This window comes from Streptomyces sp. NPDC033180, assembly GCF_055577645.1.
Map to the genome: position 1 here is coordinate 116,560 of NZ_JBVIPU010000012.1, position 21,238 is coordinate 137,797.

Genomic DNA, 21,238 nt, shown 5'->3' on the forward strand with positions numbered 1-21,238 from the left:
GTCAAGGTTTCAGGCGGAGGGCGAGGTTGGTTCCGGCCCTTCGCCCCAGACACCGATGTGGTCCGGCTCCTCCGTGAGCCGTACGCGTCCGCTCAGCCCGTAGCGCTCCACGTGGTCGCGGGGCAGCTGCAACCGCCCCGCCCGGTCCAGAACCGTGAACTCCTCACCCGCGCCGCCCTTTTCACGCAACGTCTCCGTGGCGGTACGGCCGTCCCGGATGCGGACCGTGCGGCGGACCTGACCCGAGACGAGCGGATCGTGCGTGACGACCAGAACGGTCGCGCCGAGCTCCTCATTGGCGCGGCGCAGGGCGGCGAACACCTCCTCACCACTGGCCGTGTCCAGCTCCCCTGTGGGCTCGTCGGCGAGCAGAACACGCGGGGAGTTGGCGGTGGCGACGGCCACGGCGACGCGCTGCTGCTCACCTCCCGACAGCTCGGCGGGCCGCCGGTCGTGGCAGTACGCGACACCGAGCACGCCGAGCAGTTCGGCGGCCCGCGCCGCGCGCTCGCGACGGGGCACGCACGCGTACTTCATCGGCAGCACCACGTTCTCGACAGCCGTGAGGTAGGGCAGCAGATTGCGCCCTGTCTGCTGCCACACGAACCCGACAGTGTTCCTGCGGTAGCCCAGACGCTCGCGGCGTCCCATGGCGAGCAGGTCGTGCCCGGCGACCCGCGCCCGGCCCGCGGTCGGCAGATCGAGCCCCGAGAGGATCGACAGGAGGGTGGACTTGCCGGACCCGGACGCGCCCACGAGGGCCACGCACTCCCCTTCCCCGACCACCAGGTCGAGCCCCTGGAGGGCCTGCACCTCCACCTTGTCGGTGCGATAGACGCGTACGAGGTTGTCGCAGACGACAAGGCCCTCGTCCCTCGCGCGGTGGCGCGCGGCGTTCGCGCGGGCCTCCAGATCGGCGAGCTCAGTCATCGTTCCTCCCCAGTCGCAGCACAGCTCCGAGTCCACGCCGCCGCCCCAGCCAGGTCTCCACGCCCACCGCAGCGGCCATCAGGGCGACGGTTCCGGCCGCCAGAGCGATGGTGAACAGCGCGTCGGTCCGCAGGGCGGGCTCGGTGGGGCCGCCGGTGAGCTCCCTCAGGTCGAGGGCGGGGCCGAGCAGTCCGGGCAGGGTCAGACCGAGCGCCACGCCGCCGGCCACCGCCGCGAGCACCAGGGGCAGCAGCTGGAGCAGATGCAGCCCGGCGGTGGCGCGGCCGCCGAGTCCCAGCGTGCGCAGCCGGGCCGTCGTACTGCCGCGTGCCGGGGCGGACAGCAGGAGTTCGAGCACGAGGGCGAGCAGCGCGAGGAACACGGCGAGGGCGGTGCAGGCGGTGTGCGCGGCGGTCAGGGCGGCGATCAGGCCGTCCTCGTCGGCCTCTGTCTGCTCCTCGGCGCGGATCCGCAGCTCTCCGGTGGCGCCGCCGGGCGCGGCGCGCGGGACGACCGAACGCAGCTCACCGACGTTCAGGTGCGGGCCGTAGAGGAGCAGGGCCGACTCCTCGAACTCGCTCGCGCCGAAGGCATCGAGGTCGCCGTTGTCGGCGAGCAGGAGGTGGTCCCTGCCCTCGGTGGCGGCGCGCAGGGGGCCGAGTGCGGGGTCGCGTCGCACCGCTTCGGGGAGGGTGCCCACGACACGCAGGCGACGCTCCTTGCCGTGCACCGTGATGGTCAGCAGGTCCCCCGCGTCGGCGGCGTCGGCGAGCACGCGGATGTCACGGCCGCCGCCGCGCCCGCCCTTGGCCTCACCCTCACCCGCGCCCACATCCTGGCCTTGGCCCGCGCCCACGTCCTTGCCCGCATCCAGGTCCCTGCCCCTGCCCTCGGTGAGCCCCGCGTCCCGCAGTGCTTGGGCGGCGGCCGAACTCCCCACCGCTGAGCGCAGCTTCGTGCCGTCGACGCCCACCAGGCTCGCGATCCCGTACCGCCCGCCGTCCGTCCCGCTCACCGGATCGACCCGCAACTGCCGCACCGCCACTGTCTCCCGCACGCCACGCGCGCGTGCCAGCCGCTTCGCGGTGTCCGGGTCGCGCCCCGCCCCCAGGAAGGAGGCATCGGCGCCCACCCGCCAGGCGGCGACGTCCCGGCGCCCCTCCGTCAGCGTCCCCGCGACCAGACCGCCGAACACGGCGCCGGCCAGCGTCACCACCAGGACGAGCAACGCGAGCGCCCGCGCGGGAGCCTCCTTGGCCGCGCGGGAGAGCGCGATGAGGGCCACGGCTCCGCGTCCACGGGCGGACCGGCGCGCGAGGAGACGTACCGGCCATGGGTAGAGGCGCACCAGCACCACGACCGTGGCGAGCCCGAGCAGCACGGGGACGGCGGCGAGCAGCGGATCATCTCCCGCCCCGCCCGCCGTCCCGCGCGCCCGCAGCGCGAACACGCCCGCCAGAGCGACGACCACCACACTCACCTCGAAGACGACGCGGCGCCCACCGCCTGTCTCCTCGGCACGCAGCAGGGCCCGGTCCCGGACGGCCCACCAGGTCAGCAGGGGCAGCATCAGCCACGCGCCCACGGTGACGAGCAGCCCTCGCCCGTACGCGGACGACGCCCCCGGCAGGACCGAGGCGAGAACGCACCCGCCCACGAACCCCAGCAGCACGGCCGGCGCGGACGCCACGGCACGTCCCAGGGCGATTCCCAGGGCCGATGCCCCACGCGCGCGTTGCAGTCGATGGACGTCGAGGCGACGGCGTACGGAGAGCAGCGCCCCGACCACCAGGGCGGCGAGCCCGACCGCCGTCACCGAAGCGAGCGCGAAGGAGATCACGACACTGGCCTGGCGCCACTGCGCCTGAAACTCCTCCAAGGTGTCCGGCAGTTCGGTGGCGGTCTCCGACTCGGTGGCCGGATGTGAGCCGAAGGCGCAGGGCATCCCGCCGCTGACCATGCCCAGGTCGCACGTGACGCCCCGCACGGAATCCGGGTAGCGGAGCATGATGCGCTCGAAGTCGCGCTGCCCCTGATCCCCGACGTAGCGCGCATCGTCGCCGAGGTCGAGGCGCATGCCCCAGATCACGGTGAGGTCGGCCTCCGCCTGGCTCTGCAGCAGTTCGACGCCGCGCGGCGCGAGGAGGGCGCCTGCGTACCGCGCGGCACCGCCCTGCGGGGCCCGTCCGGTGCGCGCGAGCAGGGGTTGCTCGCGCCAGAGCCGCCGTTCGCCCTCGGCGGCGTAGAACCCGACCACCCGTGCCGACGCGTCCACGATCTCCAACGCGCCCCGCCCTAGCCTGATTTCCTGCCCGAGGCGCAGCTTCAGGGCGTCGCGGGTGCGGGTGGAGACGGCGATCTCCACGACGCGGCCCCTCGCGGCAGGGGGCCTCCCTGCGGCGTACGCGGAACGGGGCGGGGCGTCGGAGGCGTACACCAGCGACAGAGAGGTGCCGTCACGGGTCCGTACGCCGGGCAGGGCGATCCGGGTGGAGTCGCGCACCAGCTTGCCGCGGAGGGGGGCGGGGGTGGCGTTCTCGACGGCGGTGGAGACCCGCCGCAGATCTTCACCCAGCGAGCTCTTCGCCCCGCCCCGCTCGTCCTCCACCCCGAACCGCACCCGGTGGGTGACGCCGGGCGCGTCCCGCTGCAACTGCCCGAGCCGGTCCCCGAGGGCGCCCCCGGCAGCACGCTCCAACATCCCCGGCCCCCCGATGGCCACGGCGCTGAGCACCAGCACAATCGCGGCGAGGCACCCCCAGAGCCCCAACTCCCCACGCCTCATGGGCCCCCCTCTGAACAACTCCGCCCCGACCACGTGTCAGTCACCCCCTCCCACCCACCCACCCGATCACCCCGCACCCCCCATGCCCGAACAAACCTTTCCCACCCACCCACCCGATTGCCCCGGAGCGCCACAGCTGGGCGAGGGCTGGAGACGCACAGATGGCGGAGATCCGTACACGCCTGGTGGGTGGGCACGAATAGGGGTGGGCTGAAGACGCACAGTCGAGGGTGACCCGTGCCCGCCGGGTGGGCAGTACTCGCCAACAGAGGTGCGCCACGCCCGCAGACGGCAACGAGACGCGAGGGGACGTGCCGGTATGTCCGCCCGGAGCACGGTTCGCGGCACTCCAGCGCCGAAGCAACCCCACGGCCACCGGACGATAGCGAGGACGGACATACCGGCACGGCCCCGCCGAAGTGGCCGGGCGGTCCAAGGACACCAGGCCGAGGACACCAGGCCAAGGACACCAAGCCCAGGGCGCCAAGCCCACGGCGCCAAGCCCAGGGCAGTACCGCAGCCCCCCCAGCCCTCCCAGCCCCACCCAGCCCCGCCCAAGCCCCGCCCCAGCCCCGCAGGGACCCCTCACCTGTCCTCCCCCGCCCGCAAAACCCGCCCCAGATCCACCCGCCCCAAAACCCGTGCCACCCCACTCACCACCCCGCAGATCACCACCGTCACCCCGCCCGCCACAAGACAGACCCGCACCCACGGCACCTCCGTGAGCAGGCCGGGGAAGACCGGGTCGCCCTCCGCGTCCACCGTCACCACCGGCATGATCACGACGGCCAGGCCCGCTCCGAGCACCGTGCCCAGGAGCGCGGCCACCCCCGCCAGTGCCAGCTGCTCCGTCCATAGGTACGCGGCGAGTTGGCCCCGCCGTACCCCCAACGCCCGCAGCAGCGCGAACTCCCGCCCTCGCGCCCGCGCCGCGAGCACCGTGTGCTGCGTGAAGGCGATGACGGCGAACGCCGGTGCCAGGGCGAGGCAGAGCCAGAGGCCGCCGCGGGCCCCGCGCCGCAACGGGTCCTCGGCGAGCTCCTCGCGCGCGCGAGGCACATCGACGGCGGTTCCGAGCCGAGGACTGTCCCGCACCGCCTCCCAAGCCGCGCTCGCGTCGCCCCCCGCCGCCCTCGCCCACCACGCGCTCTCCGCCCCCGGCAACGCCCCGCCCAGCACCAACTGCGCGGCCATCGCCCGCGAGTCTGCGAGCAGTCGGGGCCGGTCGCGCGCCTCGCCCGGCACCGCCGCGATGCGCCCGATGACCCGAAGCCGTGCGCTGCCGCCCGTACTTCGCCGTACCGTCACCACGTCCCCCACCCGTACCGCTCCCGAGTCCAGCAGCGCGCGATCGGCGAGAGCGGGCGCCGCGGGACGGCCCTTGGTCCCGCGCCAGGTGTCCGTGCCGAGACGCACGCTCCACGTCGGGTACTTCAGCCGCGTGTCGGGCCCCCGAAGTACCGCGTCGAGCAGTACTCCGGGTCCTGGCCTGTCGCCGCAGAGCACCGGCCCCGGCGCCTCGCCCACCGCCCCGCGCGGCGGCTCCGCCCCGGGGCATCCCGCCCCGTACCGGTCCGGCGCGTCCTCGCGCAGGTCGCGCCAGCGGGCCTCCTGGGTGAGCCCCGGCACCCGGTCGACGCGGAGACGGTACGTACGCCGCACCGTCTCGCCCGCCATGCTCAGATCGACCTGCAGGATCCGCAAGCCGCCGCCGCGCACCGGTACGCGCAGCGGCACCACCCGAGTGCCACCCTCCTTGAGAAGAGCAGCACTTGAGTGGATCAGGCCGTCCTGGTCCTCGAAGAAGACCGTCAGGCGGACCGGCACAGCAGGGCCGCGTCCGGGACCACCGGCGGACAGCCGCACCCGGAGCGGCAGTTCACCCCCGGCAGGAACGTCGCCGACCGCAAGACCGTGCGCCGGAATGCCCCTCCCCAGCGGCGCGACCATCTCCCGCATGGGCCGCTCCGCGAGATCGCCCCGCAGCGAAGGCACCGGCCCCCGCCCGGTGTTGACGCCGGTGACGGCCACCGCGTCCTGCCCGATGTAGCCCTCAGTGGTCACCACCGGAGTGACCGATTCGACCCCCGGCAGCGCACCGTACGTCGCACGCCGCTCCCCGCTCGGCACGCTCTCCCCCGGTTCGACGCGCAGGTCGGCGCCCACCCCGAACGCGGCCTGGTCGCGGTCCCCCCGGTCGAGAATGGCGAGGGCGGTGCTGCTCAGCGCCGCGACGGCCAGGGCGAGCGTCACGACAAGCGCGGGTCCGGCGTGCCGTGCCGCGCGCCGCCCGATCTGCCATCCGCCGAGCGGCAGCACGAGCCCCCTGCCACGCCGGGCGAGCGGGTCGATGGCCCGCGTCAGGAAGGGCAGCAGGCGCAGCGCCAGCAGAGCGGCCGCGGTGGTCATCACCACCGGCGCGAACACGAGCACCGGGTCGACTCCGTCGCCGGTCACCGGCGACCGGTACTGGCGCAGTTGAAGCCATCCGAGGACGGCCACCGCCCCCAGGACCACATCGGCCCCGACCCGCTGCGCTCCCGCGAACCTGCCCACCCGCAGACGGAGGCGGCGCACCGCCCGCCGGTCCCGCACCACCCGCACCGTCGGCAGCAGCACAGCGCACCCGTGCACCACGACGGCGAAGGCGGCGGCCACCCAGGCGGCCCCGATCGCGGCCGCGTCCGGCACCCCGCCGTGCAGCAGCCCCGCCCCTTCGAGCAGCCGCAGCAGCGGACCCGCGAGAAAGGGTGCGGCAATCCCCACCGGAAGGGCGATCACCGCCCACTGCACTCCCGTCGACATCACCAGCCGCCGCGTCCCCGCGCCCCGGGCGGCCAGCAACGCCAGCTCCGGGCGCCGGTGTTCGGTGAGCTGACGCCCGGTGAGCACCAGGGCGGCGACCGCGAGGGCGGCGAGCAGCGTGGCGGGGACATAGAGCCCGGCGCGGGCCACGGCGATGGGCGTGGTGAGCCGGTCGAGGGCCCTGCGCAGCCCTGCCGAGACGGTCAGGTCGGCCGCAGCCCCCTTCCCCCGCAGCACCGAGAGCGAGGCGTCGCTGCCGCCGAACCGCCGGGCACGCTCGGCCAGCGGCCCGATGTCGCCGAGCCGCAGCCCCCGCGCCTCGGGCACGCCGAGCCACAGCGCGTCGGCGTCCTTCGTGAGCCCCGGCCGGGCGGTGAACGCGCCGCGGGGCACCAGCGCGATGGACTCGGCCGTCCCGAACGTGCTGCTCAGGCCTGCCCAGAGCGCGGGCGCGCGCCCTTCGGTCGTGTAGAGCCCGACGACCCGCATCCGCACCAGACGCTCACCGGCGCCGCGCACGACCACGTCGTCGCCGGTCCGCACGGCGAGCTCGGCGGCGTATGCCCTGGTCAGCACGGTCTCCGTGATCCCACCCGACGAGCCGCCAGTGCCGCCGCGCGGCCACCGGCCCGCCACGAGGCCTGCGTGGGACCGAGCCCCCTCGAGCGCGACCACGGACACGGTGGCGTCCTCACGCCGCTGTCCCCCGGCCTCGGTCACGGCGAGCTCGTCGTTGCGTGCCCCGGGCGCCCGCAGCGCGAGCCGCGTCCGGTGGGGTACGTCGCGATAGGTGCGGTCGACCGCGGCCCGTGCGTCCGCGTCCAGGCGCCGCACACTGTCGGCGCCGTACCGCCCGGCCACCTCGACGACGGCGTCCCGGTCAGCGGAGAGCCGCTGCCGCACCCCGCCCTCGACCGCCTTCTCGGTCAGCGCGGCAAGGGCGGCGAGCACCGTGGCCGCCAGCAGGACGGCGAGCCCGGCGGCCCCGAGCACCATCCCGTGATACCGGCCGCTCCGCACCACGGCGGGTACGCGCCGTCCGCTCACCGCACCGGTCTCCCCCCGCGTGACCGGCACAGTATGGACGTACCCGATTGTGGCCCGCAACGGTCCGGTCAGGAGGACCGGATCACCTTGTGTCACAAGCGATTTGAGGAAGCGTCAGTTTTCTCTCGAAGGCCAAGAGCCTCAGCTCTTGCCGGTGACGAGCCCCTTCAGCGCGATGTTGAGCTGAAGGACGTTGACGCGGGGTTCGCCCACGAAGCCGAGACTCCGTCCGTCCGTGTGCTCGTCGACCAGCTTCTCGACCTTGTTCACGGCGAGGCCGTTCTTCTCGGCCACTCGGTGGGCCTGCAGCTGCGCGTACTCCGGGGAGATGTGGGGGTCCAGACCTGAGCCGGACGAGGTGACGGCCTCGGCCGGCACGTCCGACGGCCTGACCTTGAAGCCCGCCGTGGAGTTGTCCTTGACGACGGCGGCCTTGGCCGCCTTGACGTTCGCGACCAGGTCCTTGCTGTCACCGGACAGGTTCGTCGCACCCGAAAGGATCAGGTCGTACTGGGTGTTCACCCCCGCGTCCTGGTTGGAGCCGAGGCCGTTGGACGGCCGGGGCTGGAACCACTTCAGATCCGGATCCGCCCTCTCCTGGCCCTTCTTCAGCGGCAGGTCGTACCGCTGCCCGATGAGCTCGGAGCCGACGACCTTGCCCTCGCTCCTGATCTCGGAGCCGTTGGCCTTGTCGCTGAACAGGCCCTGGGCGATCCCGGTGACGGCGAGCGGATAGATGACACCGCAGATCACGGTCAGCACCAGCAGGGCGCGCAGACCGGCGCCCAGCAACCGTGCCGTACTTCCAACGGAGTTGTTCATGACGATCAGCACGCTTTCAGGAACTACAGCCCGGGTATGAGGGAGATGATCATGTCGATGATCTTGATGCCGACGAACGGGGCGACGAGACCGCCGAGCCCGTAGATGCCGAGGTTGCGCCGCAGCATCCGGTCCGCGCTCATCGGCCGGTAGCGCACACCCTTCAGGGCCAGCGGCACCAGGGCGACGATGATCAGCGCGTTGAAGACGACGGCCGACAGGATGGCCGACTCCGGGGACGACAGGCCCATGATGTTGAGCTTGTCGAGGCCGGGATGGACCACGGCGAACATGGCGGGGATGATCGCGAAGTACTTCGCGACGTCGTTGGCGATCGAGAAGGTCGTCAACGCACCCCGTGTGATCAGGAGTTGCTTGCCGATCCCGACGATCTCGATGAGCTTGGTCGGGTCGGAGTCCAGGTCCACCATGTTCCCGGCCTCCTTGGCGGCCGAGGTGCCGGTGTTCATGGCCACACCCACGTCCGCCTGGGCAAGGGCGGGTGCGTCGTTCGTGCCGTCACCGGTCATCGCGACGAGCTTGCCGCCTGCCTGTTCCCGCTTGATCAGCGCCATCTTGTCCTCGGGCGTGGCCTCGGCGAGGAAGTCGTCCACGCCCGCCTCGTCCGCGATCGCCTTGGCGGTCAGCGGGTTGTCACCCGTGATCATGACCGTCTTGATGCCCATGCGCCGCAGCTCGTCGAACCGCTCCCGCATGCCTTCCTTGACGACGTCCTTCAGGTGGATGACACCGAGTACCCGCGCCCCCTCGTCGTCCCTGGCGGCGACCAGGAGCGGTGTGCCGCCGGCCTGCGAGATCGTGTCGGTCAGGGCCTGGGCGTCCGCGGACACGGTGCCACCGTTCTCCGTGACCCAGGCGACGACCGAACCGGCCGCGCCCTTGCGGACCTTGCGCCCGCTGCCGCCCTCGACGAGGTCGACGCCCGACATCCGCGTCTGCGCGGTGAAGGCGACCCACTCGGCGCCCTCCAACTCCCCCTGGTGGCGCTCGCGAAGCCCGTACCTCTCCTTCGCCAGTACGACGATGGAGCGGCCCTCGGGCGTCTCGTCGGTCAGCGACGAGAGCTGGGCGGCGTCCGCGAGCTCGGCTTCGGTCGTCCCGCGCACGGGCACGAACTCGGCGGCCTGCCGGTTGCCGAGCGTGATGGTGCCCGTCTTGTCGAGCAGCAGCGTCGAGACGTCGCCGGCGGCCTCGACCGCCCGCCCGGACATGGCAAGGACGTTGCGCTGGACCAGGCGGTCCATGCCCGCGATGCCGATCGCGGAGAGCAGTGCGCCGATGGTCGTCGGGATCAGGCACACCAGGAGCGCGGCAAGCACGATCATGGACTGCTCGGCACCGGCGTACACGGCGAACGGCTGGAGCGTGACGACGGCGAGCAGGAAGACGATGGTGAGGGACGCGAGGAGGATGTTGAGCGCGATCTCGTTGGGCGTCCTCTGCCGGGCGGCGCCCTCGACCAGGTTGATCATGCGGTCGATGAACGTCTCGCCGGGCTTCGTCGTGATCTTGATGACGATGCGGTCGGAGAGGACCTTCGTGCCGCCGGTGACAGCCGACCTGTCACCGCCCGACTCCCGGATGACCGGGGCCGATTCACCGGTGATCGCCGACTCGTCGACGCTCGCGACACCGTCGACGACGTCACCGTCGCCGGGGATGACATCACCCGCCTCGCAGACGACCAGGTCGCCGATGCGCAGCGCGGTGCCGGGCACCTGCTCCTCGGCCGTGCCGTCGAGGCGGCGCGCGACCGTGTCGGTCTTGGCCTTGCGCAGCGTGTCCGCCTGCGCCTTGCCGCGCCCCTCGGCCACCGCCTCCGCGAGGTTGGCGAAGATCGTGGTCAGCCAGAGCCAGACCGCGATCGCCCAGCCGAACCAGTCTCCCGGGTCCTTGACCGCGAGGACGGTGGTGATCACCGAGCCGACGAGCACCACGAACATGACGGGCGACTTGACCATCACCCGCGGATCGAGCTTCCGCACGGCGTCGGGGAAGGACTTCAGGAGCTGCTTGGGGTCGAACAGACCCCCGCCGACACGGCCGCCTTCCGCGTGCCCGCCGGGCACGTCCTGGTGCGGCGCACGGGTGGGAGTAGCGGTGGACATGGAGCCGGGCTCCTCTGGCTTCACTGTGTCGGTTGTGTTTTTTACGGCTGTGTTCTTTACGGCTGTGTTCTTCACGTCGGTGGTCATGACGCCAACCCTTCGGCCAGCGGCCCGAGGGCGAGCGCCGGGAAGTAGGTCAGGCCGGTGATGATCATGATGGTGCCGACCAGCAGCCCGGTGAACAGGGGCTTCTCGGTGCGCAGGGTGCCCGCCGTCGCCGGGATCGGCTTCTGCTCCGCCAGCGAACCCGCGAGCGCGAGGACGAACACCATCGGCAGGAACCGGCCGAGGAGCATCGCGAGACCGATCGTGGTGTTGAACCAGTTCGTGTCCGCGCTCAGCCCGGCGAACGCCGAACCGTTGTTGTTGGCGCCCGATGTGTAGGCGTAGAGGATCTCCGAGAAGCCGTGCGCCCCGGAGTTGAGCATCGAGTCCTTGGGCGTCGGCAGCGCCATCGACACCGCCGTGAAGCCGAGCACCAGGGCGGGGGTGATGAGGATGTAGCAGGCGGCGAGCTTGATCTCGCGGGTGCCGATCTTCTTGCCCAGGTATTCCGGCGTACGGCCCACCATCAGCCCGGCGATGAACACCGCGATGATCGCCATGATCAGCATGCCGTACAGACCCGACCCCGTACCGCCCGGCGCGATCTCGCCCAGCTGCATGCCGAGGAGATCGAGCCCGCCGCCGAAGCCGGTGTTGGAGGAGTGGAAGGAGTTGACCGCTCCCGTCGAGGTCAGTGTCGTGGCGACCGAGAAGATCGCCGAACCCGCGATCCCGAACCGCGTCTCCTTGCCCTCCATCGCGCCGCCCGCGATACCGAAGGCCGGGCCCCCGTGATGGAACTCCGTCCACATCATCAGCGCGGTGAACCCGATCCAGATGGTCACCATCGTGGCGAGAATCGCGTACCCCTGCCTGAGGGAACCGACCATCCGCCCGAAGGTCCTCGTGATCGCGAACGGGATCACCAGGATCAGGAAGACCTCGAACAGGTTGGAGAATCCGCTCGGATTCTCGAAGGGGTGGGCGGAGTTGGCGTTGAAGTAGCCGCCTCCGTTGGTGCCCAGCTCCTTGATGACCTCCTGCGAGGCCACGGCGCCGCCGTTCCACTCCTGGCTGCCGCCCAGGAACTGGCCGACCCCGTGGACGCCGGAGAAGTTCTGTATCGCGCCACAGGCGACGAGGACGACCGCGCCGATCACCGAGACCGGAATCAGGATGCGTACGACACCGCGCACCAGGTCGGACCAGAAGTTCCCCAACTCCCCGGTCCGCGACCGGGCGAAGCCCCGCACCAGGGCCACCGCGACGGCGATGCCCACGGCGGCGGACACGAAGTTCTGCACCGCGAGACCGCCGGTCTGCACGGCGTGGCCCATGGCCTGCTCGCCGTAGTACGACTGCCAGTTGGTGTTCGCCACGAACGACGCGGCGGTGTTGAAGGCCTGGTCCGGGTCGATGGACCTGAAGCCGAGCGACCCGGGCAGCGAGCCCTGGAGCCGCTGCAGCAGATACAGGAACAGCACGCTCACGGCGGAGAAGGCGAGCACCCCGCGCAGGTAGGCGGGCCAGCGCATCTCGGCGTTCGGGTTGGCGCCGATGCCCTTGTAGATCCACTTCTCGACGCGCAGATGCTTCTCGGAGGAGTAGACCTTGGCCATGTGGTCGCCGAGCGGACGGTATGCCAGGGCGAGCGCCACGATCAGCGCCAGGAACTGGAGCACACCAGCAAGAACAGGGCTCATATCCGTCCTCAGAACCTCTCTGGGAACACGAGAGCGAGGACGAGATAGCCCAGCAGGGCGACGGCCACGACGAGACCGACGATGTTCTCGGCAGTCACAGCTTCGCCACCCCCTTGGCGATGAACGCCACCAGCGCGAAAACCGCGATCGTGGTGACGACGAAGGCCACGTCGGCCATCGTGTGCTCCTAGGTGAGAGAGATGAGATGCGATGTATCCGGCGCCTTGAGCAAACCTCCTTCCTGGCCGGAAACGATCGCCGTTGACGGCTCCCTTACGGCCGCCGGCCCTCCGTTGACGACTCTCTTACGAGTACGTGCGTCTCCCCACCCCCACCTGCGAAAACACCGATGGGCCGCACTCCCGTCAGGGAGTGCGGCCCATCGGCCTGTACTGCTTGCTCAGGTGGGGTGCCCCTCAGCGCACCTCGGTGATCTCAGGTCCCCGCTGGAGCTGGCCCATGCCGCCGGAGAAGCGCGAGCCCTCCTGCTGCTCCTGCTGGACACCGCCCTCGGCGACCATCTGTGCGTCGTCCGGCAGCTTCAGGACGATCGGGTCGCGAGGGGCCATCGGGCCGTCGCCGCGCACGATGACGGTGTCCCGGAAGATCTGCTCGAGGAGACCCGCGGCCTGCGGCTGCACCGCGCCCTGGCCGGAGATGACCCCGCGCAGGAACCACCGCGGACCGTCGACACCGATGAAGCGCACGACCTGCACCCCGCCCGTGCCGTCCGGCAGCTGCACCGGCACCTGCGCGCGCAGCTCCCAGCCGAGGGGGCCCTCGACCTCGTCGATGACACCGCCCTGCTGGGTGATGCCCGAGGCGATCTCCTCGCGGACCTCGCCCCAGATGCCCTGCTTCTTGGGGGCGGCGAAGCCCTGCAGCTGGATGGCGCTGTCCTGGAGCACGACAGTCGCGGCGACGATCGCGTCACCGGCGACCTCCACGCGCAGCTCCATGCCCTCGACACCCGGTACGAAGAGGCCACCGAGGTCCACGCGGCCCTCGCCGGGCTCCCGGACCTCCGAGATGTCCCAGGGACCGTCGGGGCGGGGCTCGGGCTCGAGCCTCACGCGCGACCGCGCCGCGTCATCACTGTCCGCAGCGTCGGAGTCGTCGACGACCTGCTCGGCCTCGCCCGCCGCGTCCTCGGCGGCACTGTCCTTCTTGCGACGTCCGAACACGTCACTGTCCTTCCCGGTCAGATACGACCGATGCGTATCGATTCCCACCCGTTTTTTCACCCGAGCCGGTGTCCACGGCGGCATGGCCGCCGGTGGACCCGAAGCCCCCCTCGGCCCGCGCCGAGTCGGGAAGCTCCGCCACCTCGTGGAAGCGCACCTTCTCGACCTGCTGGACGACCAGTTGGGCAATCCGGTCGAAGCGCTCGAACCGCACGCGCTCGCGCGGGTCGAGATTCACCACGATCACCTTGATCTCTCCACGGTACCCGGCATCCACCGTCCCCGGGGCATTCACCAGGGCGACACCGCAGCGGGCGGCGAGCCCGGAGCGCGGGTGCACGAAGGCCGCGTACCCCTCCGGCAGCGCGATAGACACCCCGGTGGGCAGGACCGTCCGCTCGCCCGGGGCGAGTTCGCACGCTTCGGTGGTCCGCAGATCCGCCCCGGCGTCGCCGGGCTGCGCGTACGACGGCAGCGGTACATCGGAGTCGACGCGACGGATCAGCACGTCGAGCTCCGGCCGGGGTGCGGGGGTCACGGGTTCACCTCGAAGGCACGTGCGCGGCGGAGCTGGTCCGGGTCGTCCATGGCGGCCCGGATCTCCTCCGGGCGGCCGTTCTCGACGAAGTGGTCGACCTTGACCTCGATGAAGAGGGCCTTGGCACGGACGGCGACGGGCCCGTCCGGGCCGCCGATCCGGCCGGTGGCCCGGGAGTAGATCTTCCGTCCCGCGACGGCGGTCACCTCGGCCTCGAGGAAGAGCACGGTGCCCAGCGGCACGGGCAGCGCGAAGTCCGTCTCGAGCCGTCCGGTCACGGCGATCACCCGCAGCAGCCAGTTCAGCGAGCCGAGCGTCTCGTCGAGCGCCGTGGCGAGCACTCCGCCGTGGGCGAGGCCCGGAGCGCCCTGGTGGGCCTCGCGGACGGTGAACTCGGCGGTGACGCCCACGCCTTCACCGGCGTACGCCGCGAGGTGCAGCCCGTGGGCCTGTCCTTCGCCGCAGCCGAAGCAGTGCTCGTAATGGGCTCCGATGAGCTCGCCGGGGCCGGGCGCGTCGGGGTGGCGGACGGGCGCTATTGCGTCGGCCGGGGGCGTCAGAGCTGCTGAAGTACCACTCACAGCCGCAGACCTTACCCGCGAGTCCGGTCACACAGCTCATCGTGCCAAGCTTGCATCCATGCAGCCTTACGAAGAACGCCTGACGGCGCCCCGTTCCTGGTGGCTTGTCTCGCTCCTGGTCGGCGTCGCGATGGCGTTGATCATGCTCCCCTTCGGCACCCTGCCGCTGCTCGGCGGCCTGGTCGCCGGGACGGCGGTCGCCGCGGTCGTCACCAGTTCGTACGGCTCCCCCCGGATCCGCGTGGTGGCGGGCTCGCTCGTCGCGGGTGACGCGAAGATCCCGGTCTCCGCGCTGGGTGAGCCGGTGGTACTCGACGCGGAGGAGGCGCGCGCCTGGCGCGGCCCGAAGGCCGATCCGCGCGCCTTCATGCTGCTGCGCGCCTACATCCCCACGGCGCTGCGCGTCGAGATCACGGACCCGCAGGACCCGACTCCGTACGTGTACGTGTCGACGCGGAACCCCGAGGGGCTCGCGGCGGCGCTGACGGCCGTCCGGGGTTCTTAAGGGCCGCTCCTCGGGGGCGTGCGCGGAACCCGCCGCGTCAGTGCCCCAGCTCCTTGGGCGGGGTGCCGGGACGCAGCGGGTCCAGAGGCTTCAGGGGCTGCTCGAGGGGCGGCAGCTCGGGCAGGGCGTCCCAGGGCACCTGCGACCTCCGCAGGTCCGCACGGACCCGCTCAGCGAGCTTCTTGGTGTCACGGCGGTTCATGACGGCGCCGACCGCGGCGCCCACCATGAAGGGCATCAGGTTCGGGAGGTTGCGCACCATGCGCTTCATGATCTGCTGGCGCAGCTCGCGCTTCATCTGGCCGCCGAGCGCCGCGTTGATCGACGCGGGTTTCACCACGTCGATGCCGCGCTCCTCGGTCCACGAGGTGAGGTAGGCGGAGCTGCGCTCCTTGAGGTTGCCGGGCGGGCGCCTGCCGTAGACCTCGTGGAGTTCGGCGATCAGCTTCAGCTCGATCGCCGCTACTCCGGTGATCTCGGCGGCCATCTCCGCGGGCATCGCGGGCGGCACGGGCATCATCGCCGCGGCGCCGACTCCGGCACCGACCGTCGATGTCGCGTTGGCCGCTCCGGAGATGAGTTTGTCCGCGATCCGCTCGGCGTCCAGGCCGGGGAACTGTTTGCGGAGGGTGCCCAGGTCCCGGATCGGGACCCGCGGGGCGTTCTCGATGATCCGGTCGGCGAGATAGCCGATGCCGGCCTTGGCGCCGCGTCCGCTCATGCGTACGCCCGCCTTGACTCCGTCCGTGACGGCGGCAACGCGGCCCTTGGACCCGGGGGCCCTGGACGCCTTGTCGGCCGCCGTCTCGTCTGGTGCTGCCACCTCTGAGGTGTTCGCCGGTCCGAGCGAGGCTGTTCCTGTGGGGGAAGAGCCCCGCTCGTCGTCACGCACGCCCTCGATGGCGGCGTTCTCCTGGTCCGCTCCGCGCTTGCGGAAGCGGCGCTTCCTAGGCGGGGTCGAGCCTGTCACGGCCGACCCTGCCCTAGTCGCAGTCGCGGCAGATCGGCTGGCCGTTCTTCTCCCTGGCCAGCTGGCTGCGGTGGTGCACCAGGAAGCAGCTCATGCAGGTGAACTCGTCCTGCTGCTTCGGGAGCACCCGTACGGCGAGCTCCTCGTTCGACAGGTCCGCGCCGGGCAGTTCGAGGCCCTCTGCGGCCTCGAACTCGTCGACGTCCACTGCCGAGGTCGACTTGTCGTTCCGCCGCGCCTTGAGTTCCTCGATGCTGTCCTCGTTGACGTCATCGTCGGTCTTGCGTGGGGTGTCGTAGTCCGTTGCCATGTCGCTCTCCCCCTCTGGGTGTCTGCGGTGTCTCAGCGCACGTAACGCGTGAGAGGCCGGACTTGTGCCCGACCTGAGGCGGAGATTTTGCCTCACATCAAGGTCTGTTACTCAATCGACACCCAACCGCACCCCGGAAGAGGTGATCGGTTTGGATGGCGATCGGGACCGTACACGGTCCGAATGTCGCACTTCACGGGCGCCACCCCGTGTACTTCCCGTGATCAAGACCCCTGAAAACCCGGATTTTCCCGGCTTTCCGACGACTTTCACGATCACGGAGAGTAGATGGCCGAAAATTCGCCCCTGTGATCGATCGCACACGAAATCTCCGGGAACAGGTCCCGAAAATTCCGCGCAAAGCGAACATCGCGGCGAGTCCGCGGCAGCATCTCAGAGAGGAAGGGTGACTCGCATCACGAGCCCTCCCCCCTCGCGCGGCTCCGCGATGATACGGCCCCCGTGAGCCCGCGCCACCGACCGGGCGATCGACAGGCCGAGTCCCACGCCCTTGTCGCTGCCCGTGCGCTCGGTCCTGAGCCGCCGGAACGGCTCGAAAAGATTGTCGATCTCGTACGCGGGCACCACGGGACCCGTGTTCGACACCACGAGGACCGCCTGGCCGTGCTGGGCCTCCGTGGTCACCTCGACCCAGCCCTCATCCGGCACGTTGTACCTGACGGCGTTCTGGACGAGGTTCAGGGCGATCCGCTCCAGGAGGACGCCGTTGCCCTGGACGACGGCCGGGCCCCGCTCCCCGCGGATCTCCACGCCCTTCGCGTCGGCCTCTGACCGCACCTGGTCGACGGCGCGGTCGGCGACCTCGGCGAGGTCGACCGGCTTGCGCTCCACGATCTGGTTGTCGCTGCGGGCCAGCAGCAGCAGCCCCTCCACCAGCTGCTCACTGCGCTCGTTCGTCGCCAGGAGCGTCTTGCCGAGCTGCTGGAGCTCGGGGGGCGCCCCCGGGTCGGAGAGCTGCACCTCGAGCAGCGTGCGGTTGATCGCGAGTGGCGTGCGCAGTTCGTGCGAGGCGTTCCCGACGAACCGCTGCTGGGCGGTGAAGGCCCGCTCCAGGCGGTCGAGCATCTCGTCGAAGGTGTCCGAGAGCTCCTTCAACTCGTCGTCGGGGCCGTCCAGTTCGATGCGCCGGGACAGGTCCGTGCCGGCCACCCTGCGCGCGGTGCGCGTGATGCGGCCCAGCGGCGACAGGACGCGGCCCGCCATCGCGTAACCGAAGGCGAAGGCGATCACCGCGAGGCCGAGCAGGGCGAGCAGCGAGCGGCTCAGGAGGTTGTCCAGGGCGTGCTGGCGCTGTTCGTTGACGCAGGCGTTCATGGCGTTGTTGAGCTCACCGGCCGACGGCGAGCTCGGGAAGTTGCACGTGTCGCTGGCCACCTGGCCGGAGACGATCTTGAACGGCAGGTCGCTGCCCACGTTCAGGGCCTGCGCGGCGAGGAGGTAGATGATCGAGAGCAGCAGGATGCCCGCGATCAGGAACATGCCGCCGTACAGCAACGTGAGCCGTATGCGGATCGTGGGGCGCAGCCACGGGAAGGGCGGTTCGGCCTTCCTGGGGTCCCAGGTGGGTTTCGGAGGCGCCGTTGGTGGCGCCGGGGTCGCGGCCACCGGGGATCAGATCCGGTAACCGGAGCCGGGCACCGTCACGATGACGGCGGGCTCGCCGAGCTTCCGCCGCAGGGTCATCACGGTCACCCGGACCACGTTCGTGAACGGGTCGGTGTTCTCGTCCCAGGCCTTTTCGAGCAGCTGTTCGGCGGAGACGACGGCACCCTCGCTGCGCAGCAGCACTTCGAGGACGGCGAACTCCTTGGGGGCGAGCTGGATCTCCTTGCCGTCGCGGAAGATCTCGCGGCGGTTCGGGTCGAGCTTGATCCCGGCGCGCTCCAGGACGGGGGGCAGCGGCACGCTCGTACGCCGGCCGAGGGCACGCACGCGTGCCGTGAGCTCGCTGAACGCGAAGGGCTTGGGGAGATAGTCGTCGGCGCCGATCTCCAGGCCCTCGACGCGGTCGCTGACGTCGCCCGACGCGGTGAGCATCAGGACGCGGGTCGGCATGCCGAGCTCGACGATCTTGCGGCAGACGTCGTCGCCGTGCACGAGCGGGAGGTCCCGGTCGAGCACCACGACGTCGTAGTCGTTGACCCCGATGCGTTCCAGGGCGGCCGCTCCGTCGTACACGACGTCGACGGCCATGGCCTCCCGGCGCAGTCCGGTGGCCACCGCATCGGCGAGCAGCTGCTCGTCCTCGACGACGAGTACGCGCACGGCGCTGTCCTTCCTCTGTGCCCCTGCGGGCAGGTCTGTTCGTGGGGTGTGGGCTCCATCCTGCCCCTTTCGGCCATAAACCGGCTGTAAGGCGGTCTCCTGGCCGGGGAATGCGGGATTTTCTCCGACGGTTGAGGTTTCCGTGGAAGGGAGCCAGGGGAGGACGACCTCACACCCGCGATCACGCTTTGTATGTGGCACGCCACAACCCGCTTTCCGTACGACGGGCGGCTTGAGACGTGATCGCCCCTTCTTGAGGGCACACCCCCGTGCCATCGACCCACGACCCAGCCGAGGGGGCGCAACCATGGACGCTTTTACCGCAGGACTGCTGCAGCGCATAAAGGCCACGGAATCCGACCTCACGAAGGCCCGTGAGACGGGCGACGACTTCCTTGCCGAGGTCGAGCAGGCCGAGCTCGAAGATCTCCACCGGCTGGCCGCCGAGCACGGGGTGGAGGTCGGCGCGCTGCACGCCTGATCCATCGCTCCTGATCCATCGCGAGCAGAAGGGCCCCGGCATCCGTGGACGAGATGCCGGGGCCCTTCCGCGTGTGCTGTCTGCTCCGGAGGTGTGAATCCCGGCGGTCAGTCGTGCCAGGCGCCGAGCTCCTCCAAGCGGCCCTGCAGGTCCTCGAAGAGGCCGGGCGGGGCCGCGACGGTCAGCTCCCCCGAGGGAGCCTGTCCGGGGCGTCCACCGGTCAGCGCGCCCGCCTCCCGGGCGACGAGCTCACCGGCCGCGAAGTCCCACGGGTTGAGGCCACGCTCGTAGTACGCGTCCAGGCGGCCGAGCGCGACATCGCACAGGTCGATCGCCGCCGAGCCGCCGCGGCGGATGTCCCGGACCAGCGGGATCAGCCGGCGTGCCACCTCGGCCTGGCGGGTGCGGCGCTCGGCGATGTACCCGAAGCCCGTGCCGACGAGGGCCTGCTCGAACGGGGGCGCGGGGCGGGTGTGCGCCGCCTTGTCGTTGACGAAGGCGCCCTCCCCGAGGACGGCCCGGTAGGTCTCCCCGCGCATCGGGGCGTGCACCACGCCGACCAGCGTCTCGCCGTCCTTGCGGGCCGCGATGGACACGGACCAGTCCGGGCGTCCGTACAGGTAGTTGACGGTGCCGTCGATCGGGTCGATCACCCATTGGACGCCACTGCTGCCCTCGGAGCTCGCACCTTCCTCACCGAGCACGCCGTCGTCCGGCCTGCGCTGGGCGAAGAAGTCGGTGATCAGCTTCTCGGAGGCGATGTCCATCTCGGTGACGACGTCGACCGCGCTGGTCTTGGTGGCGGCCACGCCCAGGTCGTCCGGGCGCCCGTCGCGCAGGAAGGCCCCGGCGCGATGCGCGGCCTCCAGGGCCACGCCGAGGAGTTCGGCCTTCAACTGCTGGTCTGCGGGGTCGGTCACGGTGCTCCTTGTGCCTTCTCTGTCGGCGCTCACGCGTACGGGCTGTCGGCGCCCGCGGCCGCGGGCTTCGGGGCGCGTGCCGGGCAGCAGCCCACCGGGCAGAGGTCGTGGCTCGCGCCGAGCGCGCCCAGGGCGCAGGGCGCGACCTCGCGCCCGCTCTCCGTGCCGGCTCGCTCCAGGACAAGGTCACGCACCGCGGCGGCGAACCGCGGGTCGGCGCCGACCGTGGCCGAGCGGCGGACCGGGAGCCCCAGCTCCGCGGCCTTGGCCTCGGCCTCGGTGTCGAGGTCGTAGAGGACCTCCATGTGGTCCGACACGAAACCGATCGGGACCATCACCACGGCGGGAGCGCCCGCCGCCTGCCGCTCCTCCAGGTGATCGCAGATGTCCGGCTCCAGCCACGGGATGTGCGGGGCGCCGCTGCGCGACTGGTAGACGAGCTCCCAGGGGTGTTCGACGCCGGTCTCCTCGCGCACCGCGTCGGCGATGAGCCGGGCCACGTCCAGGTGCTCCGCGACGTACGCACCGCCGTCCCCGTGGTCCTCGACGCGACCCGACGTGTCGGCGGCCGCGGTCGGGATGGAGTGCGTCGTGAAGGCGAGGTGCGCCCCTTCGCGTACGTCACCGGGGAGGTCGGCCAGGGACTTCAGGACCCCGTCGATCATGGGGCGGACGAAGCCGGGGTGGTTGAAGTAGTGCCGCAGCTTGTCGACGCGCGGCACCTCAAGGCCCTCGGAGGCGAGCACGGCGAGGGATTCGGCGAGGTTCTCGCGGTACTGGCGGCAGCCCGAGTACGAGGCGTACGCGCTGGTGGCGAGGACAAGGACGCGGCGGTGGCCGTCCCGGACGAGCTCGCGCAGGGTGTCGGTCAGATAGGGCGCCCAGTTGCGGTTGCCCCAGTAGACCGGCAGGTCGAGGCCGTGCTCCGCGAAGTCCTTGCGCAGGGCGTCGAGCAGGGCGCGGTTCTGGTCGTTGATCGGGCTGACCCCGCCGAACAGGAAGTAGTGCTGCCCCACCTCCTTGAGCCGCTCCTTGGGGATGCCGCGGCCCCGCGTCACGTTCTCCAGGAACGGGACCACGTCGTCGGGGCCTTCGGGGCCGCCGAACGAGAGCAGCAGCAGGGCGTCATAGGGAGAGGCATCGAGCGCATCGGACATGTCTTTGATCCTGCCACTCGCCACTGACAGCCGGAAAATC

Annotated in this window: 18 protein-coding genes; 2 read left to right on the forward strand and 16 right to left on the reverse strand. The window is 71.2% G+C overall.

Annotated elements, in window-relative coordinates; all coding sequences use genetic code 11:
- Positions 1-9: 9 nt before the first annotated feature.
- The 10 genes from ACZ5WE_RS28055 to ACZ5WE_RS28100 all read right to left on the reverse strand — a co-directional run bounded on the left by ACZ5WE_RS28055 (position 10) and on the right by ACZ5WE_RS28100 (position 14,569).
- Positions 10-930 carry an ABC transporter ATP-binding protein gene (locus ACZ5WE_RS28055; protein ID WP_467688354.1) on the reverse strand — a complete coding sequence of 307 codons (921 nt, stop codon included), beginning with the start codon at positions 928-930 and terminating at the stop codon, positions 10-12.
- Complete coding sequence (locus ACZ5WE_RS28060) at positions 923-3,715, reverse strand: hypothetical protein (protein WP_467688355.1); 2,793 nt, start codon at positions 3,713-3,715, stop codon at positions 923-925. Before ACZ5WE_RS28060 ends, ACZ5WE_RS28055 begins: the two co-directional genes overlap by 8 nt.
- 585 nt (positions 3,716-4,300) lie before the next feature.
- Complete coding sequence (locus ACZ5WE_RS28065) at positions 4,301-7,567, reverse strand: FtsX-like permease family protein (protein ID WP_467688356.1); 3,267 nt, start codon at positions 7,565-7,567, stop codon at positions 4,301-4,303.
- Between the two features lie 141 nt (positions 7,568-7,708).
- Positions 7,709-8,389, reverse strand: a complete 681-nt coding sequence (locus ACZ5WE_RS28070) for a potassium-transporting ATPase subunit C (protein ID WP_467688358.1) — start codon at positions 8,387-8,389, stop codon at positions 7,709-7,711.
- Between the two features lie 23 nt (positions 8,390-8,412).
- Entirely contained in the window at positions 8,413-10,518 is a 2,106-nt protein-coding gene (gene kdpB / locus ACZ5WE_RS28075) for a potassium-transporting ATPase subunit KdpB (protein ID WP_467688359.1), read from the reverse strand.
- A gap of 83 nt (positions 10,519-10,601) precedes the next feature.
- The gene (gene kdpA / locus ACZ5WE_RS28080) at positions 10,602-12,266 is read right to left on the reverse strand and encodes a potassium-transporting ATPase subunit KdpA (RefSeq protein ID WP_467688361.1); all 1,665 of its coding nucleotides are present in this window, start codon (positions 12,264-12,266) and stop codon (positions 10,602-10,604) included.
- A gap of 8 nt (positions 12,267-12,274) precedes the next feature.
- Positions 12,275-12,364 (reverse strand): K(+)-transporting ATPase subunit F, encoded by a 90-nt coding sequence (gene kdpF, locus ACZ5WE_RS28085; protein ID WP_033264828.1) that lies wholly within the window; start codon positions 12,362-12,364, stop codon positions 12,275-12,277.
- A 318-nt stretch (positions 12,365-12,682) separates the two neighbouring features.
- On the reverse strand, positions 12,683-13,450 hold the full coding sequence (locus ACZ5WE_RS28090) for a DUF3710 domain-containing protein (protein WP_467688363.1): 768 nt from the start codon (positions 13,448-13,450) through the stop codon (positions 12,683-12,685).
- 1 nt (position 13,451) lies between these two features.
- Entirely contained in the window at positions 13,452-13,988 is a 537-nt protein-coding gene (dut, locus tag ACZ5WE_RS28095) for a dUTP diphosphatase (protein ID WP_467688365.1), read from the reverse strand.
- Positions 13,985-14,569, reverse strand: coding sequence for a PaaI family thioesterase (locus ACZ5WE_RS28100; RefSeq protein WP_467688367.1), 585 nt, complete (start codon positions 14,567-14,569; stop codon positions 13,985-13,987). The genes dut and ACZ5WE_RS28100 overlap by 4 nt, the downstream gene beginning before the upstream one ends.
- A 58-nt stretch (positions 14,570-14,627) precedes the next feature.
- Here ACZ5WE_RS28100 and ACZ5WE_RS28105 point away from each other — a divergent pair, with 58 nt between their 5' ends.
- The gene (locus ACZ5WE_RS28105; RefSeq protein ID WP_467688368.1) at positions 14,628-15,074 is read left to right on the forward strand and encodes a DUF3093 domain-containing protein; all 447 of its coding nucleotides are present in this window, start codon (positions 14,628-14,630) and stop codon (positions 15,072-15,074) included.
- Between the two features lie 37 nt (positions 15,075-15,111).
- On the opposite strand, the gene ACZ5WE_RS28110 is transcribed toward ACZ5WE_RS28105, so the two are convergent.
- The 4 genes from ACZ5WE_RS28110 to ACZ5WE_RS28125 all read right to left on the reverse strand — a co-directional run bounded on the left by ACZ5WE_RS28110 (position 15,112) and on the right by ACZ5WE_RS28125 (position 18,640).
- Positions 15,112-16,044, reverse strand: coding sequence for a hypothetical protein (locus tag ACZ5WE_RS28110; RefSeq protein WP_467688369.1), 933 nt, complete (start codon positions 16,042-16,044; stop codon positions 15,112-15,114).
- 13 nt (positions 16,045-16,057) lie between these two features.
- Entirely contained in the window at positions 16,058-16,354 is a 297-nt protein-coding gene (locus ACZ5WE_RS28115; protein WP_055544889.1) for a DUF4193 domain-containing protein, read from the reverse strand.
- A 393-nt stretch (positions 16,355-16,747) separates the two neighbouring features.
- On the reverse strand, positions 16,748-17,980 hold the full coding sequence (locus ACZ5WE_RS28120) for a sensor histidine kinase (RefSeq protein ID WP_467688371.1): 1,233 nt from the start codon (positions 17,978-17,980) through the stop codon (positions 16,748-16,750).
- A gap of 6 nt (positions 17,981-17,986) precedes the next feature.
- Positions 17,987-18,640, reverse strand: coding sequence for a response regulator transcription factor (locus tag ACZ5WE_RS28125; protein WP_135331070.1), 654 nt, complete (start codon positions 18,638-18,640; stop codon positions 17,987-17,989).
- Between the two features lie 307 nt (positions 18,641-18,947).
- Between ACZ5WE_RS28125 and ACZ5WE_RS28130 the strand changes: the two genes are divergently transcribed.
- Positions 18,948-19,121 carry a hypothetical protein gene (locus ACZ5WE_RS28130; RefSeq protein WP_167357823.1) on the forward strand — a complete coding sequence of 58 codons (174 nt, stop codon included), beginning with the start codon at positions 18,948-18,950 and terminating at the stop codon, positions 19,119-19,121.
- 107 nt (positions 19,122-19,228) lie between these two features.
- On the opposite strand, the gene ACZ5WE_RS28135 is transcribed toward ACZ5WE_RS28130, so the two are convergent.
- Positions 19,229-20,041: an inositol monophosphatase family protein gene (locus ACZ5WE_RS28135; RefSeq protein WP_467688374.1), complete on the reverse strand. Its 813-nt coding sequence runs from the start codon at positions 20,039-20,041 to the stop codon at positions 19,229-19,231.
- Positions 20,042-20,070: 29 nt separating this feature from the next.
- Positions 20,071-21,198 carry a ferrochelatase gene (locus ACZ5WE_RS28140; RefSeq protein ID WP_467688376.1) on the reverse strand — a complete coding sequence of 376 codons (1,128 nt, stop codon included), beginning with the start codon at positions 21,196-21,198 and terminating at the stop codon, positions 20,071-20,073.
- Positions 21,199-21,238 lie beyond the last annotated feature (40 nt).

Bases quoted from the DNA above. Each gene is read 5' to 3' on its own strand.
- ACZ5WE_RS28055 (WP_467688354.1), bottom strand. From the start codon at position 930: ATGACTGAGCTCGCCGATCTGGAGGCCCGCGCGAACGCCGCGCGCCAC.
- ACZ5WE_RS28060 (WP_467688355.1), bottom strand. From the start codon at position 3,715: ATGAGGCGTGGGGAGTTGGGGCTCTGGGGGTGCCTCGCCGCGATTGTG.
- ACZ5WE_RS28070 (WP_467688358.1), bottom strand. From the start codon at position 8,389: ATGAACAACTCCGTTGGAAGTACGGCACGGTTGCTGGGCGCCGGTCTG.
- kdpB (WP_467688359.1), bottom strand. From the start codon at position 10,518: ATGTCCACCGCTACTCCCACCCGTGCGCCGCACCAGGACGTGCCCGGC.
- kdpA (WP_467688361.1), bottom strand. From the start codon at position 12,266: ATGAGCCCTGTTCTTGCTGGTGTGCTCCAGTTCCTGGCGCTGATCGTG.
- ACZ5WE_RS28105 (WP_467688368.1), top strand. From the start codon at position 14,628: ATGCAGCCTTACGAAGAACGCCTGACGGCGCCCCGTTCCTGGTGGCTT.
- ACZ5WE_RS28115 (WP_055544889.1), bottom strand. From the start codon at position 16,354: ATGGCAACGGACTACGACACCCCACGCAAGACCGACGATGACGTCAAC.
- ACZ5WE_RS28130 (WP_167357823.1), top strand. From the start codon at position 18,948: ATGGACGCTTTTACCGCAGGACTGCTGCAGCGCATAAAGGCCACGGAA.
- ACZ5WE_RS28140 (WP_467688376.1), bottom strand. From the start codon at position 21,198: ATGTCCGATGCGCTCGATGCCTCTCCCTATGACGCCCTGCTGCTGCTC.